Source organism: Sediminibacterium sp. FW305-C-49 (assembly GCF_058231085.1).
Genome location: NZ_JBIQXS010000002.1, coordinates 273,579 through 288,964, shown reverse-complemented (window position 1 = coordinate 288,964; position 15,386 = coordinate 273,579). Strand labels below are relative to the sequence as shown.

At 39.5% G+C, this 15,386-nt stretch carries 13 protein-coding genes; all 13 read right to left on the bottom strand.

All coding sequences use genetic code 11. The features are described from left to right. Positions 1-158: 158 nt before the first annotated feature. A complete protein-coding gene (locus ACH3Z1_RS08630) occupies positions 159-1,796 on the bottom strand; it encodes a capsule assembly Wzi family protein (RefSeq protein ID WP_490821497.1) in 1,638 nt (545 codons plus the stop codon). A 208-nt stretch (positions 1,797-2,004) separates the two neighbouring features. Beyond that, a complete protein-coding gene (locus tag ACH3Z1_RS08625) occupies positions 2,005-3,516 on the bottom strand; it encodes a capsule assembly Wzi family protein (protein ID WP_490821495.1) in 1,512 nt (503 codons plus the stop codon). A 328-nt stretch (positions 3,517-3,844) separates the two neighbouring features. Beyond that, positions 3,845-5,155: an inositol-3-phosphate synthase gene (locus ACH3Z1_RS08620; protein ID WP_490821493.1), complete on the bottom strand. Its 1,311-nt coding sequence runs from the start codon at positions 5,153-5,155 to the stop codon at positions 3,845-3,847. 735 nt (positions 5,156-5,890) lie between these two features. After that, the gene (locus ACH3Z1_RS08615) at positions 5,891-7,759 is read right to left on the bottom strand and encodes a polysaccharide biosynthesis protein (protein ID WP_490822633.1); all 1,869 of its coding nucleotides are present in this window, start codon (positions 7,757-7,759) and stop codon (positions 5,891-5,893) included. A gap of 347 nt (positions 7,760-8,106) precedes the next feature. After that, the gene (locus ACH3Z1_RS08610) at positions 8,107-8,706 is read right to left on the bottom strand and encodes a sugar transferase (protein ID WP_490821491.1); all 600 of its coding nucleotides are present in this window, start codon (positions 8,704-8,706) and stop codon (positions 8,107-8,109) included. Between the two features lie 313 nt (positions 8,707-9,019). Then, positions 9,020-10,168 (bottom strand): aminotransferase class I/II-fold pyridoxal phosphate-dependent enzyme, encoded by a 1,149-nt coding sequence (locus ACH3Z1_RS08605; protein WP_490821489.1) that lies wholly within the window; start codon positions 10,166-10,168, stop codon positions 9,020-9,022. A gap of 12 nt (positions 10,169-10,180) precedes the next feature. Beyond that, positions 10,181-11,533: an ANL family adenylate-forming protein gene (locus ACH3Z1_RS08600; RefSeq protein ID WP_490821488.1), complete on the bottom strand. Its 1,353-nt coding sequence runs from the start codon at positions 11,531-11,533 to the stop codon at positions 10,181-10,183. Next, positions 11,530-12,237, bottom strand: a complete 708-nt coding sequence (locus ACH3Z1_RS08595) for an SDR family NAD(P)-dependent oxidoreductase (protein ID WP_490821486.1) — start codon at positions 12,235-12,237, stop codon at positions 11,530-11,532. The genes ACH3Z1_RS08600 and ACH3Z1_RS08595 overlap by 4 nt, the downstream gene beginning before the upstream one ends. A gap of 14 nt (positions 12,238-12,251) precedes the next feature. After that, on the bottom strand, positions 12,252-12,560 hold the full coding sequence (locus ACH3Z1_RS08590; protein WP_490821485.1) for a hypothetical protein: 309 nt from the start codon (positions 12,558-12,560) through the stop codon (positions 12,252-12,254). Beyond that, the gene (locus ACH3Z1_RS08585) at positions 12,557-13,606 is read right to left on the bottom strand and encodes a 3-oxoacyl-ACP synthase III family protein (protein WP_490821484.1); all 1,050 of its coding nucleotides are present in this window, start codon (positions 13,604-13,606) and stop codon (positions 12,557-12,559) included. The genes ACH3Z1_RS08590 and ACH3Z1_RS08585 overlap by 4 nt, the downstream gene beginning before the upstream one ends. 7 nt (positions 13,607-13,613) lie before the next feature. Then, positions 13,614-14,372: an SDR family NAD(P)-dependent oxidoreductase gene (locus ACH3Z1_RS08580; protein WP_490821483.1), complete on the bottom strand. Its 759-nt coding sequence runs from the start codon at positions 14,370-14,372 to the stop codon at positions 13,614-13,616. Next, positions 14,369-14,599: an acyl carrier protein gene (locus tag ACH3Z1_RS08575; protein WP_490821481.1), complete on the bottom strand. Its 231-nt coding sequence runs from the start codon at positions 14,597-14,599 to the stop codon at positions 14,369-14,371. Before ACH3Z1_RS08575 ends, ACH3Z1_RS08580 begins: the two co-directional genes overlap by 4 nt. A 10-nt stretch (positions 14,600-14,609) precedes the next feature. After that, the gene (locus ACH3Z1_RS08570; RefSeq protein ID WP_490821478.1) at positions 14,610-15,251 is read right to left on the bottom strand and encodes an acetyltransferase; all 642 of its coding nucleotides are present in this window, start codon (positions 15,249-15,251) and stop codon (positions 14,610-14,612) included. Positions 15,252-15,386: the final 135 nt, after the last annotated feature.

The following is a 15,386-nucleotide window of genomic DNA, read 5'->3' as shown; positions in this document are numbered from 1 at the left end:
TGAAGGGTAAAATTATAAAAAAATACAATATCGTGGGATTAGCAGTTAGGTATTAGCAATTAGGGGCTAGGAGGAAAAAGAAAGGCCTTCGGCTTTCCGATATGTTTCACTATACCCTTCTTCCCAACCACTAATTGCTAATACCTAACTGCTAATCGCTAAAACCTATACGTGACCTGCAACTTCCCGCTAAAATTCAAAAACTCATTTCCGGGAGCAAAGAAATTATTGGGATCAACCTGAATGATGAGCCACTGGTAATTATAGGACCGGATCAGACCCATCTGACCGGATAAAAATACCCTACCCAGGGGCCAGTCGGCTTTCACCATACCTGCAAGATCAATCCAATGACGGCGAAAATCCTGGAGGTATTCAAAAGCCTGGTAATAAAAATCACTGTTATAACGTACCCTTTCGAATTGAATCCCTATCCTTCTCAGACCCTTCACCCAACTTAGTTCTATGGTCTGACTATTACTACCCGGACCAATGCCTGCTCCTATCGATCGCCCTCTGTTGGTGTAACCCTGGCGCACATAAGCGTGGGTGTACCAACTGTCGGGGTTACGGATCAGCTCAGCGGCGGGGGCCTGTAACTGTGCCAGCTCTGCTACCAATTGAATATGGCTGTTATTTTTGCTGTTAAACAATTTTCGGAAACCAGCTACATAGGCCCTTCTATAGGCATCGGTCTGAATCAGGTTCCAGGGCATCAAAGAAATATCCTTGCGACCATATTCCATATAAATTTCTGCCTTCTCAGCAGGCATCAGGTAGCGAACAAACAAAGAACCCATGGAGGCTTTTTTGCCATTGCGTTCATTGGCCGTTCTGCCTCTGCCCAAAAACCCCTGAAAAGGCAATACATCCAGCGGATTTGAAATATCTTCTGTATAGAGGTAGGATGCTTTCGCAATACCCAGGTATAAACCCTTTGTCCATTTAGGGTTCCAGGTCAAAACCATTCCGGTCATATAACGATCCTTATCGGGTTTGGGAACATAGACAAAATTGCCATTGAACACGCTGTTGATTCTTGGAGGCAACATACCAGATGCTTCCAGTTTGCCGCCCATGATTTGTCCCTCAAAACTGCCTATACCGGTACGAATGGGTGAATGTGTTTCAATGGTCCAATGCAGAAAGCCCGGAGCGTTATTACTCATGATCAGCGCATTTCTGTAACCCGGACCCCACCACAAGCTTTCGGAAGATATACCGACTGCTATTTTTTTTGTGCGATACTTGATAAACGACTGCCCAGGATAAAAATTAGTCTGCGACTGAGTACCAAACTGCTGTGGAATATCAATCGTATTCCAAACCCGGTACCGATCGGCCCAGGCACGGTTACCCAATTGCTGAGAGAACCCTTCATAGGCGCGGTTCTCGGCACTTGTCCATTCAGGTGACAGCTGAATCTGTACCCTTTTGCCGATATTGGCGTATATGCCAATACTTCCCAAAAGCTGTAAACCCCTCGAAGGCAATAAACTACCTCCGTTCCATTCATAGGGTAAAACGCTATGGTACTGCTGGGTAAGTTGTAAGGGTAGCATACCCACCGAAAAATTTTTCCACTGGATATTGGCCGAAGTCTTAACCTGAAGCAAACTATCCAGTTTCAGCAGCGGCACCTGACTGGCATTCACCATCCATGATCGTTCCTGCAAACTACTGTCTCCTGCCAGTTGTTGTACCCTGAGCAATTCCTTCAATCGTTCATGATGCAATTGCTGTGCACCTGCCCATTCAGTCAGCAAAATAAAAATTATCCAAAGAGATATGCGCATAAATGATGATTGTTGTGTAGGAGGAAGGGGTTAGCTATTGGCTTTTAGCTATCAGGAGTTAGGGATATCTGAAAGTTAGTATTGTCTCCGGGAAACATGCTTGTGCTACTTTTCGAAGCGGTGAGTAATCTTATGTGTCAACAGGCTAGTACGGTTCAAAAGATTTCAACAAATACATACCTTCCTCCCAACCCCTAATAGCTAACCCTTAAAACCGATACTGCAACCCAGCCTGCACATGTAAATTCATGGTATTTACACCTGCCTGCCAGGCATAACCTCTTGATCTGATCAGTTCTATTTTTCCACCCAGTATCCATCGGCCTTTTATCCATTGTGGCGTAAATCCAAAACCAAGATCAATCCATTTCTGTGATCGGTTAACGGGGTCGCGGTTAATCTGTTCAATGAAAAAACCTAACCGTTTTTCAGCGCTAACCAGGTTCACGCCTGCATACAATGCATCGGCTCCAAAGCCATATACAGACCCGAGTATCTGGTTATCCTGCGTGTATCCTTCTATGATTTGACCATGTTCATACCAGTTACCCGCATTTCTCACCATATGATCCGGCGTCTGACTCATCTTGGTAAGCTCGAGGGTAATATCTATCCAGCGATGTTCACCAGCTTGTGGAATCAGTTTTTTAAACCCTACAATATGGGCTGCTGAATGTCCTGGCCCCAATAAATAATCACGGGTATTGAATTTATAATCGTTGTATCCGTATTCAATGTAAAATTCAAAATGTTGTTTGGGGAAGAGCCAGCGCAAAAAGAAAGATGCGACTTGATCACGGTCTATTAAATCTTCATTGGCCACATTTTTTTTCTGTCCTCCCAATGCTATCACAGGGAAATAACGTTCAAAAGCACCGAGTGTATTGGTAAGTGAATCCTTACTATAGGTTTGCACGACCCTATTGATGCCTACAAATAAACCGGGTATCCATTTGGGTTGATAGCTTACGGTAAAAGCACTGAGGTAACGCTTTTGTTGCCCCATTGATGGATTCGCTGCCAGCAGGTGCCTGTTTTCCATCGATCTGTCTCCATCCGTACGCAACCACCCACCAATTAGTTTCCATTCAAAGCTTCCGACACCTGTTGACAAAGGTCTTCTACTACCCACAAAAAAATGGGTAAATCCCGGAGCCTGGTAAGTCATCAGCAGGCTGTTCCGAACACCCGGCCCCCACCACTGGTTAGCAGTAGAAATACCGATCCTGAACCCTCCTTTTACCAGTTGCAACGTTGACTGTCCCGGATAAATACGTTGAAAAGATTTCCCGCTATTGTAGCCAAACTGTGGGGTAGCAGTATAGCGGCTATTGGCGGCCCATATAAGTTCAGGAGCCAGTTGCATTTCTACAAAACCGGCTCTTACCTGCACACCTCCACTCAATCGGGTCTGTAATCCTTTGGCTGCTATCATAGATCCATCATTACCACCAAATGGGTGTCTGCTATTGAATTGATGAGTCCAACTAATAGGTAATAATTCAATAACAGGTTTTTTAAAACTCGAGGTAATTGAATCCGCATTCACAGCAAAAGGAATGGTTCTGAGTGTAAAACTCTGGTCAGTTCTACCCTTTCCCAATACCTGCTGATCACGCAGTTGCTGATCACGCAACAGACCTGCATCGAATGTTTGTGATGTCGCATGAACCATGCTCAGCAACAAGAAAACAGGGAGTAAGGCTTTTGGAAGGGTCATTAGGGATAGTGGTTAGGTGTTTGGGGATGGATATAGGTAAAAAATTGTATTGGTCTCGGGATTATATAGCACAAGCGTACCCCTTACAATTGTTTAGTCGAATTTAAGACCGTAGAAAAAATAAGCTGACTGCTGGTTATTACCTGTACATCTGTTCCTGAAAATATCAGGCACTCAGTAGTAAGCGTTATCAGAGAATTCGTGAACGCAATCATCGATCGAAACGCTTCTTTCAAAGGGACTCCTATGGATAAGATGATGTAACGAAATGCGTGCAAAACAAAGTCCAATTATTCAAATCCGACATCTGACATCAGATATAATACATCTATTCATACTCCGTTTTCCCTTTCTGAAAAGTGAAAGAAAGTGCTGAAATTTTGTCTTTCAATAATGTATCACCGGCAAAAAGATGACTGATCTTTTGTTTCTCCGTAATCGGTGTGTATACCCTTCTGGCCATGGCATCACATTCAAATTTAGCATCTGCGGTAGTCATTTGAACGGGTGGTGTTTTCTGTGACCAGGCTGAGGGACCACGCAGGTATCCTACGATATCCATTTCCCTGGCTACACGACAAAAGCGAATGGCATCCACCACGATACCACCGCTATTCGGGCTATCCTGCACGGATAATCGTGCGGTGAGTTCATACCTGGCACCAGCAAAACCATATGCTACCAAGTCTATATTACATACTTTATTGTCAGTACCCATGTATTCTCCACCAGGACGTTGTACAACCGTTAATGAAGGGCCTGCAAACATGGTCATTCCTTCCAGTCCTTTTCCACGTACAATGGACTGACCACTCAGTACATTTTCTTTCGATACATGTTTATTGTGCAATCTGGCTTTTTCAGCCATATTAAGAAAGTCGGTATTGGCAGATCGGCCATTGATGATATGTTCCTGACCCTGAGTAGTACCTGCTGCCATATTCATTTGTATATGCTGGGTAACTACCAGACCTGCATCCATCATACTGCCCTGTAATACTTCCGACAAACGGCTGGCTCCGTAACTGGAGCGCATATCGCTGCCTACAATGGTTACTTTATGTTGAATGGCCAGTAGTTCAAGTGCTGCTGCATCTTCTGTTGAAATAAAAGTGGGCATACAATTAATCACATGTACACCTGCTTCAATGGCATTGGTGATATACCATTTTGAAGCCTCTTCAGCTCCTACAGGCATATAGTTGAGCAGTATATCAACTTTATGTTTTTTCAGGAGCTCTTTATACTCATCCGTACTGATCACATGGGCTTTGGTATCTTCCTGGAAGGTAATATCACCATGGTATCTTTTCATATGTGGTGCAATACCATCCAGTGTAGGGCCGCGAAAAGTTCTCGCATTGGTCTCGATACACTGAAATTTAGAGGCAGGATCAATTACCCGCATATTGCAGTTGGGTTGTGCATACAAAGCCTCCTGCAAAAAAGTATCCACTTTACGAGCATCAATATCAAAACCCAATACAAATTCAATATCTTCTGTTTTATAGCCGCCAATCTCAGGGTACATCAACCCAATGGTATTCTCTGGATTTCTCAGATAAAATTCAACGCCTTGTACAAGTGCAGAAGCGCAAGACCCAATGCCAGCAATGGCAACCCTTATTTTAGTAGACATGTGTGTGTAGTAGTTAAAAAGATTGCGAAGTTAAGGGAAAGTCCGGAAGACCGAAAGTCCGAAAGATAAACGCTTCGCAGCCCTGTTGATTAAAACTTAATTAGAATCAAGCCTCGAGTGCTAGCCGGACAAATCCCGACTACGTTCGGAGAGCGGTGGAGAAAATAACCCTGAACGAAGTCGAAGGGGGGTGCTTGTCCGCCTTTGGAGGGCCTGTCCGCCTCTGGAGGATATAAAATAGATAACGTTATAAATTAGTAGCAGCCCTCCTACAAGCATTATTTTTTAACCACCGAGTTACACAGAGTGAGGCACGGAGTTGCACAGAGGTTAGCGAAAAAATAAAGTAGATATGCCTTCCACTACCCATTCAAATCCGACATCCCGCAGGATCCTTCGGACTGAGATCCGCCATTCTACATCAAAAAAATCCTGAGGAGCATCTCTGTGCGCTGGCCGTACAAATCCCGACTTAGTCGGGAGAGCGATCGGGTTGTCCTTGATTTTTCTTTGTTACTTTCTTTGTATCAAGACAAAGAAAGTAAACGGAGGGTTACATCCTCAAATAAATCACCTTAAAAAGCAACTTTAGATTTGAATCTCTACAAGCTATCAAAAGATCCTTCGTCGTGAACTCGATCTGCGATCGAGACACTCCTCAGGATGACTCGCTGAAGAGGATCAGAAACTGTGTTGGCAAAGCCAACACATTCACATCTTTCGGTCTTCCGGACTTCACCCCACTTTCATCGTCACCACATTCGCATCCTTGCTCGCTTCATTCTTTTTATCCAGTTCCGCAAAAACAGAGTTGTTGCTGACAAATTCGGGAACAAGCTGTTTCATTTTAGCCACCATATCCATGGTATTGGCCCTTTGCTTGGCAAGACGGATCAGATCGGCAAATTCCTGTTGAATAGCTTCAATGGCATTGGTTCTTACTTTGGCGATCATGATTTTTTCATGATAAGTAGGAAGGGTATTTTCAGAGTCCATCAGGAGCTCTTCATAGAGTTTTTCACCCTGACGTAAGCCGGTGTATTTAATATCGATGTCAATGCCGGGTACATACCCATATAAACGGATCATTTTTTTGGCCAGGTCAACAATGGGAACGGGTTTTCCCATATCGAATACAAATATTTCACCACCACTTCCCATGCTGCCTGCTTCTAATACCAACTGACAAGCTTCGGGAATTGTCATAAAGAAACGCGTGATATTCGGGTGAGTAACCGTAACCGGTCCACCTTTTTCTATCTGTTCTTTAAAACGTATAATAACCGATCCGTTCGATCCTAGCACGTTACCAAAACGGGTGGTGATGAATTTGGTGAATTTCTCCTTATCGCCGCTGTTGGCGGAAGAATGATACAAAGACTGTACATAACATTCTGCCAGTCTTTTCGAAGCCCCCATTACATTGGTAGGGTTCACCGCTTTATCGGTTGACACCATTACAAAACGATCTACATGATACCTTACCGATAAATCACAGATAATCTTAGTCCCCATAACATTGGTTAGGATGGCTTCCGATGGACAAAGCTCCATCATTGGTACATGTTTGTAGGCAGCAGCATGATACACGTAATGAGGTTCATACATGGCAAACATCTCCTGCATACGGTCCTCATTGGTTACATCGCCGAGATAAGGAATACAGGCTGTTTGGGTAGTGATATCCTGTAATTCTAATTCTAGCTGATGCAGTGGTGTTTCAGCCTGATCGCAGAGAATAATCGTATGTGGCTGAAATCTTAGTAACTGGCGAACTATTTCGCTACCGATAGAGCCGGCTGCTCCAGTTACAAGTACTCGTTTACCCTTTACCTGATTAGCAATTTCTTCATTATTAATCCGTATAGGTTCTCTTTCTAAAAGGTTTTCGATTTTTATCGTTTGCAACTGACGCGCAGAAAATTCACCGTTGATCCATTTATCAAGCGGAGGAACATTTAGTACTTTAATATCATGGTCAAGACAAAAATCGACCAGCTCATTTTTTTTATCGGGAGCCATATTAAAGGCCGCAATAATTATCTCATCTATTTTCTGAGATAATGAAATGGATTGCAAATCCAATCTATGCTGAATTCTAACACCATCAACCACCTTTCCTACCTTTCTCACATCATCATCAATAAATGCAACTACAGTTACATTTGAGGTAGCATCATGTTCTAATACTCGTTTAGTTGCAAAACCAGCTTCTCCTGCACCATAGATAATAACATTCTTTCGATCCATTTTATAGTTCCTGAGATAAGAGAATGCATACTTTACAATCACCCGGTACGAAATCAAAAAAAGAAAACTAAATAAACTGTATATGATCAGAGTTACTGTCGGAAAGTTTAATGCTCCCCCTGTATTAGCAGATACTAAGCCAATAAAGAATAATACTGAGGTTGTCATTAAAATTGCGTAACAAATACGCAGCGCATCCTGAATTCCCGTATAACGAATGATACCCGCATATGTCCTGAAGTTGATGAATACAATTGAATTTATTAATAATAAAATCAAGAGATTTCCACTCAAGGCCTGACCACCTATTGACTCAAATGATAAGTTGTACCTGACCAAATGGGCAAATACCATTGCAAATGCACAAATGCCCGAATCGATCAGGAAAATAATCCAACGGGGAACAATGTTTATTTTTTTAAACATAACTTCGATTTCAACAACCTTATAATATAGCTAAATGCCTGATAAATAAGGCTTTATTCTTAAATCGATATCTAAAGATAGTAAAATTGATTAAAAAACGTACTAACAGCTGTATCTGCCATCATAGATGAAACGGCATGACTCTGAACTATTTACTTTCAGGCTTTATTTAGAGAAACATAATGGATTAAAACGGTTAAAAGAGTCAGCCTGGAAATGGATATGATTTGATTTCACTTGCACAATTGAATAAACAGACAGGGATAAGCAAACTTTTAACCCATAAATTCTTCCATAGTGGTATGATTTGCAGCATTGATATTTTTTCTTTTCAAGACATTAACACAAGTCATATATAATATTTTAACATCTAAAAAAAATGACTGCCTTTCAACATATTGTATATCGAATTGAAACTTTTGGTCCCAACTAATTGCATTTCTCCCATTCACCTGTGCCCACCCAGTTATGCCCGGTTTGACGTTGTGTCTTTTTGCCTGCTCAGGTGAATATCTTGACATATATTGCATTAAAAGTGGTCTTGGACCTACTAAACTCATTTCACCTTTTAAAACATTCACTAGCTGCAATAATTCATCAAGTGAAGTAGATCTTACTACCCTCCCAAATTTTGTAATCCTTTGTTCATCCGGTAATGAGTTCCCATTTTGATCGTAAGCATCTACCATTGTTTTGAATTTAATAATCAGAAATGGTCTCCCCTTATATCCGGGCCTTTGTTGAAAAAAGAAAATCTTCCCTTTGTTGCTAAAACAAAGAAAAACCATCGTCAGAATTATTACGGGTGAGAAACAAACGAGCAATAACAGTGAAATCAAAAAATCTGCAATAGGCTTAATATAATTTCGATACATAAACAACCAACTTCTTTAGAAAAGTTTTAGTCAAATTAAGTAACTAATTTCATGACATTTTTTTAGAATAAAATCACCTTCAATAGTAGTATCTGATAAAAAATGTCTGTTTATTTTACCATCTAGTGCAGATATAAATCCTGTCATTCAGATTTTAAAAATTAAACTCCCACTAAACAAGTATTTCTCAGAAAAATATTTAATCTAAATTAATTTTACCAAATCTATTTTGCTGATTAGATATGATGAAAGATTACTATCCATTAATATTATCTATCCATGTATATCAGTTAAAATGCCGTACAATGAGCACTTACAATTTAAACAGTTTTGTTAGCACTACAAAAATCCTGTTAAATTCCGCTTCGCTTAAATTAGATCCACTTGGTAGGCATAGTCCCGTTTCAAACAATTTTTCGCATAACCCAGTGCCAAAAAAAACTGCCCCCTTATAAACTGGTTGCATATGCATTGGCTTCCAGAGAGGTCTTGATTCAATATTTTCAGCATTAAGTGCCAATCTTACTGTTTCTCTTGTAATACCACCTGTTAATGTTGGGTCTATTAATATAGCAGTAAGCCAATAATTACTAAAGAAATCATTATTGGGCTCTGTCTGAAAACTTATCCCCTGTACACCATTAAAAAAATCTCTGTATCTTTTATTGTTTGCCCGTCTTTGTTCTACTCTTTCTTTGAGCACCTTCATTTGGCCACGGCCGATACCTGCCACTACATTACTCATTCGATAATTATATCCTATCTGAGAATGCTGATAATGTGGTGCCTGGTCACGTGCTTGCGTACTTAAAAAACGAGCTTTCTCAATGAATTCCTCCTTGCTGGAAACCAAGGCTCCTCCACCACTAGTTGTAATAATTTTATTCCCGTTAAAGCTAAGTGCTGACATTGCACCAAATGTACCACAAGCCATATTCTTATAACTCGAGCCTAATGCTTCTGCAGCGTCTTCAATGATTGGTACACCATACCTGTCTGCGACTTCCTGTAGTTCCTTCATTTTTGAAGGCATGCCATACAAATGAACCGGAATAATCGCTTTTACCTTGTCACCCTTATATGTATCAAGAGCCTGAGCCAAAGCATCAGGGCACATATTCCACGTCTCTGGTTCAGAATCAATAAAAACAATTTTTGCCCCCTGATAGGAAACCGGATTAGTAGTTCCACAAAAAGTAAAACTTTGTACTAATACAATATCGCCAGCTTCAACACCCAAAATAATCAGCGCTAAGTGTAAAGCTGCCGTACCTGAAGACAATGCTGCTGTTTTTATATCCCCACTTACTTTTCTTCCCGCTCCCAGAAATGATGAAATATCATCTTCAAATCCGTTAACATTTGGACCAAGTGGAGAAATCCAGTTGGTATCGAATGCTTCTTTTACATAATCATATTCTGCGTTTCCTAGATGAGGAGAAGAAAGCCAAATTTTGTTCATCTTAATTGATATTTATTGCCGTATTTTTTTAAATCTATCAGAAAAAGCTAATTCAGATACAAAATTAATTTTTGCAGGTACTTTGTATGCGTCTAACCTTTCACGGCAATGACTGCGTATAACATTTTTTTCGACTTTAGGGTCAAACCCATCCGCCAAAATAACATCTATAACAACCATTTGCCCCGTGATAGCATTAGCCACTCCTTTTGCCTTACAATCAACAACTTGTGGCAATTCGATAACAACTGTTTCAATTTCTGTTGGTAAAACTTTTTCCCCGCCCACATTAATTACTTCTTTAGAGCGGCCGATTATTTTTAGGAACCCGTCACTTGTTTCCTCCACGAGATCTCCGGTTTTAAACCATCCATCGTCAGTAAAACAGTCGTTACTATGGTTAATATAACCCAATATCTGCGTCTTACTCCTAAGCCAGAGTTCTCCATTTACTATCTTGAATTCCTGATCAGGGTCTTCTATTTTTAAGAAAGTGCTGGTAGATGATTTACTTACTGTTTTCGCTATCCCTGTTTCACTGGTTCCAAATGTTTGCATAAACTTTACACGGGGCAGCATATCCTTTAAACGCATAAGTAATGCTTCTGGCATTGGTTCAGTACCATAAGTTACCATTAGTAAACTGGATACATCATACTTTTCAAAAGCCTTACTTATCAGGGTCAAATTTAAAAAAGTAGGTGATGCAGGAAGAACATTCACTTTGTACTTTTCAATCAATTCACAAACATGATCAGGTCGGCGATTTTCTGGAATTGTAATAGTTGCACCCATCGACAGACAGTTCAACAAAGTATTCAATCCCCCAATATGATCAAACATTAAAAAGACCAAAAAATTAATCATTTTGGTCTTTTTCTCTAAATAAGACTCCAGTAAAGAATCGAGATTATGAACCATTGCCTTGGGTTTACCAGTACTTCCGCTACTGAACAAAAGCAACCCTGATGCGCTTTGTGTTTTTATCCCTTGAATCAAGACATGCCTGTCTTTTTCTTCGTGTTCAGATAAGTTCTCAACCACACCCGATCTTAGATTAAATATCCAATCGGGTTTTGATTCCTGCAATCGTTCATTAATTTCAGCATCAAGTTCAGTTGTGACAGGAATAATAATATTTTTATTTAAAGCTAATGCAAAGAATAAAGCAATCGCTTCAATAGAATAATCACCGATTATAAAAACAAGTTGATTAGAACGCACCCCTTTTTCATTAATGAGATGTGTTTGGTTACTGATGCGTTCAGTAAGGTCATGATAACTGATCAGCTTTCCCTCATGAATTATAGCTGTTTTATCATTATAGCCAGTAATTTTTCTTATAAAATGTTCAATTGATCTCATTTAAATACTCCTCCTAAATATATAGTTTGACCTGATATAAAATCACTTTTAGGATTGATAAAAAAATCAATAACATTGATTACATCGCCAAAAGTACCCATTCTACGAACGGCCTGATGTGCAATTAATTCTTCTATTTTGTTTTTAGGAACAGCTTTTATTAAGTCTGTATCAATAGGTGTAGGGCCAACGCAGTTTACAGTAATACCTAATCCCCCTACTTCCTTTGCCATTACCCGGGTAAGTTGTTCTACAGCATTCTTACTTGCGGCGTAAATCGCTTCCCCTTCCAGATCAAGTGCTACAGCTACAGTCGAAAAATTTACAATACGGCCAAATCTATTTTTCTGCATTAATTTGGCAGCCTCTCTTGAGAAAAGGAATGTTCCCTTAAAATTAGTCTGAAAAAGTTTATCTACAGTTGAACCAGGTGTCAATAATAGGTGGTTCATCGATGCGACACCTGCATTATTAATAAGCACATCAAGTTTACCAAAGTTCTTTCTGATAGCTGAAAAGATATTTTTCACGGCTCCTTCATCTGCTACATCCAAACAATAATGCGTATAATTTATATGTTCAAGATCATTTTCGCTTCGACTACAACCTATTACCTGATGGCCCAGAGTTAAGAAATATTCACTGAGTTGCCTACCTATACCTTTTCTGGATCCTGTGATAAGAACGACGAGTTTATCTGTCATATATCTATTTTGAACTACCCTTCGGCGATTATTAATTCTTCAATATAATCAATGAGATTTGATATCCTTGAAAAAGGGCTGGTGCGGCGTGACATTGCCTTTTCATCTGCCAGTATAAGTGATACTCCTAATTCAGTTTCGATCGCCTCTTCAATATTCACTATTAGGGATACTAAAGCCAATGAATCAAGCTGTCCATTTCCTCCAAAAAGACGTGTCTGTTCGCCTTCGCTAATATCTATTTTGTTGTCCAGTTCTTCCTGATATTGACTGATACAATCAAAAACCAGTTTTGAAATAACTTCGCGTTTAATACTGCTCATATATTTATTGGTTTGTGAAATTTTGTTGAACTCAAATCAGTAGAGGCTGTACCCCAGGATAAACCGACACCAAAACCACACATCACAACTTTTTCGAGCTGATTGCTTTTACTAAGCTCTGCTGCTTTATCGCATAACATTAACGGAATTGAAGCAGGCCCTGTATTTCCAAAACCATCCACTGATATAGGTACTTTCTCTATAGGTAACTTCATTTTCTTTCTAAGATAATTAAGCATAAAAGCGTTAGCCTGATGCAATGCAAAACAACCAACATCCTCCTGTTTCCAATCTAATGCTTCCAATGTTTCCGAGATCATTATCGGCACTTCGCTAATGGCAAAATTCATGATGGCCATTCCATCCATATACAAATCATCATCCGAACGAAAAACGCCAGGTTCAACCTCTCTACTTTTACTTGTTTGTGTATTGGAGGGCATTCTGCATCCTCCTGCAGGTATTATTAGCTTATCTCTTCCCGATCCATCAGAACGCACAGAAATATGCATATCATTCTTGCCCGACTCTATTATTGTTGCAGTTCCGGCATCGCCAAAAACCATTGACACAGACCGATCACGTTGATTTATGATACGCGTGCTAGTATCACCTGCTAAGAGTGCGACCTTTTCAACTCCCGATGCAATAAGCATGGCAGCCTGAAAAAGCCCATAAATATATCCAGAACATCCTAATGGAATATCGAAACATGCTGTTTCACGGCTTAAGCCCAATTTATCTTGCAGAATTATAGAAGTTTGAGGTAGCCGGTGATCGGCAGTTTGTGAAACAAAAACCAATGCCCCAATACCCTTTATATCTAGATTACTTTGACTGATAATTTCACTGAATGCAGCCTCACAAAGATCCGCAGTTGTAAGATGAGGTGGAGCCACCCTTACTTTTGAAATTCCTGTGCTAGAAATAATTTTTTTTACCTCCGATTCACCATACAAATCAGAAAAAGAATTTAACTCCAGTATGTTAGCTGGAACCGCAGTAGCAACATGCGAAATTGATATTTTTTCAAATAAAGTATGCATAATTAATTTACCGGTTGATTCCCAGTCCTCCGTCTATAGTAATACTTTGCCCGGTCATCCAGACAGACGCATTTGAAAGGAGATAAATACACAAATATGCTACATCCTCGGGACGACCAAACCCCAATGGGTAATCCTTGCGATGAGCTTCCAATAATTCTTTAGAAACTACTTCTTCATTCATTTTCATTAAACCAGTTTCAACCATTCCCGGAGCAATTGCATTTACCCTTATTTTTTTTTTCGCTAATTCATTAGCTACTACACGTACAAGTCCGCTAATCGCTCCTTTCGCTGCGGCATACAAACTATGGCCTTTTGACCCTATCGAAGTTCCATTAACAGAACTAAAGAAAATAATTGAAGCTCCTGGATTAATTTTTTTTGTTTTAATCAGTTTTTGAAGCATAAGTGCCTGACCAGTAAAGTTATCATCCATAATTGTTTTCAACTGATGACTTGTTGTAAAAGAAAAAGGTTGAATTAGATCAGAACCTGCAGCGAATACAATACCATCAAAATCACTAAGCTGCTGAATTATTTCTAAAGTTGCTGATTCATCAGCTAGATCAAATATAGCCTTATCATGACGCTGGTCGTCACCACGATACAATAAATCAAACGTATCATTCAATCTTTCAGCATTTCTTCCACATATCAGAATGTTCGCCCCAACCAAACTTGCTTGAACGGCTATAGATCTCCCAATACCTGAAGAAGCTCCTGTAATTAATATTTTTTTACCCTCTAGTGAATACGGGTTCAACTTTTCGATTTTACGATTTCAAATAATTCAGATACATACTGAGCATTTCGAATTTCATCCCCAGTAAGTTTTACGCCATATTCTGCATCAACCATTGCAATAAGTGAAATAGCAACCAGTGAATCCCAACCATCTAATTCTTTAAATTTTGTGGCAGACGATACATCAGCTGCATTAATTTCATCGAACTGCTCGGCAAAGTGTTTGATAAACTCTTCTATATTCATTGAGTAAAATTTACAATTTTATTTCACAAGCTGGATTCCCGAAATATGTCGCATCATTCTTAATATTTCTTAACAATAAACTTCCGGCACCTAGTTTATTATTGTTGCCGATTTTCTTTTGTTGTAAAACACAGGAATTTACACCAAAAAAATTAAGGTCTCCAATCTTCACTTCTCCAGAAATTTGCACATTGGGTTGAAATAGATTATAAGAACCAATTTGTGTATCATGTCCGAGTGTAGCCCTGGTATTAAAAATATTAAATGACCCTATGATAATATCGCAGGTAAAGTAGCACCCGTAACAAACAATATTTCCAACACCAATCTTGTTATATTGTTGATCATATTTCACATCTGGGTGAATCAGATTTGGAAAGCTGATATTTTCGTTACGAATACTTTCCGCAACTTCTTTTACTACCTTAGGTTTTCCAATTGCAATAGCCAACGCTAAGCTTTCTTGATAATTATTCAAAGTATTAGTTCCACCGAGAACAGGAAAACCGTTTATAATTGTGCCGGGAGTAAGAAACTCATCGAAATAACCAACAAATTCCCAAACCTCATTTTGTTGGTTTATATAGTCAATCATCTGATATATTTCCTTTCCGAAGCCACCTGCACCATAAATAGCAATCTTCCTTTTCATATTGTTTTGCTACTAACTTACTTATTAACAAAGAATAAATTCATACTATGAAATGAAAAATTCTTGCGAAGCTGTCTTTTTTATTTAATTAGTATACCTGGAGTGACAATTCAATGCGAAGATATATAAAGATAA

Bases quoted from the DNA above. Each gene is read 5' to 3' on its own strand.
- ACH3Z1_RS08630 (WP_490821497.1), bottom strand. From the start codon at position 1,796: ATGCGCATATCTCTTTGGATAATTTTTATTTTGCTGACTGAATGGGCA.
- ACH3Z1_RS08625 (WP_490821495.1), bottom strand. From the start codon at position 3,516: ATGACCCTTCCAAAAGCCTTACTCCCTGTTTTCTTGTTGCTGAGCATG.
- ACH3Z1_RS08620 (WP_490821493.1), bottom strand. From the start codon at position 5,155: ATGTCTACTAAAATAAGGGTTGCCATTGCTGGCATTGGGTCTTGCGCT.
- ACH3Z1_RS08615 (WP_490822633.1), bottom strand. From the start codon at position 7,759: ATGGTATTTGCCCATTTGGTCAGGTACAACTTATCATTTGAGTCAATA.
- ACH3Z1_RS08610 (WP_490821491.1), bottom strand. From the start codon at position 8,706: ATGTATCGAAATTATATTAAGCCTATTGCAGATTTTTTGATTTCACTG.
- ACH3Z1_RS08605 (WP_490821489.1), bottom strand. From the start codon at position 10,168: ATGAACAAAATTTGGCTTTCTTCTCCTCATCTAGGAAACGCAGAATAT.
- ACH3Z1_RS08600 (WP_490821488.1), bottom strand. From the start codon at position 11,533: ATGAGATCAATTGAACATTTTATAAGAAAAATTACTGGCTATAATGAT.
- ACH3Z1_RS08595 (WP_490821486.1), bottom strand. From the start codon at position 12,237: ATGACAGATAAACTCGTCGTTCTTATCACAGGATCCAGAAAAGGTATA.
- ACH3Z1_RS08590 (WP_490821485.1), bottom strand. From the start codon at position 12,560: ATGAGCAGTATTAAACGCGAAGTTATTTCAAAACTGGTTTTTGATTGT.
- ACH3Z1_RS08585 (WP_490821484.1), bottom strand. From the start codon at position 13,606: ATGCATACTTTATTTGAAAAAATATCAATTTCGCATGTTGCTACTGCG.
- ACH3Z1_RS08575 (WP_490821481.1), bottom strand. From the start codon at position 14,599: ATGAATATAGAAGAGTTTATCAAACACTTTGCCGAGCAGTTCGATGAA.
- ACH3Z1_RS08570 (WP_490821478.1), bottom strand. From the start codon at position 15,251: ATGAAAAGGAAGATTGCTATTTATGGTGCAGGTGGCTTCGGAAAGGAA.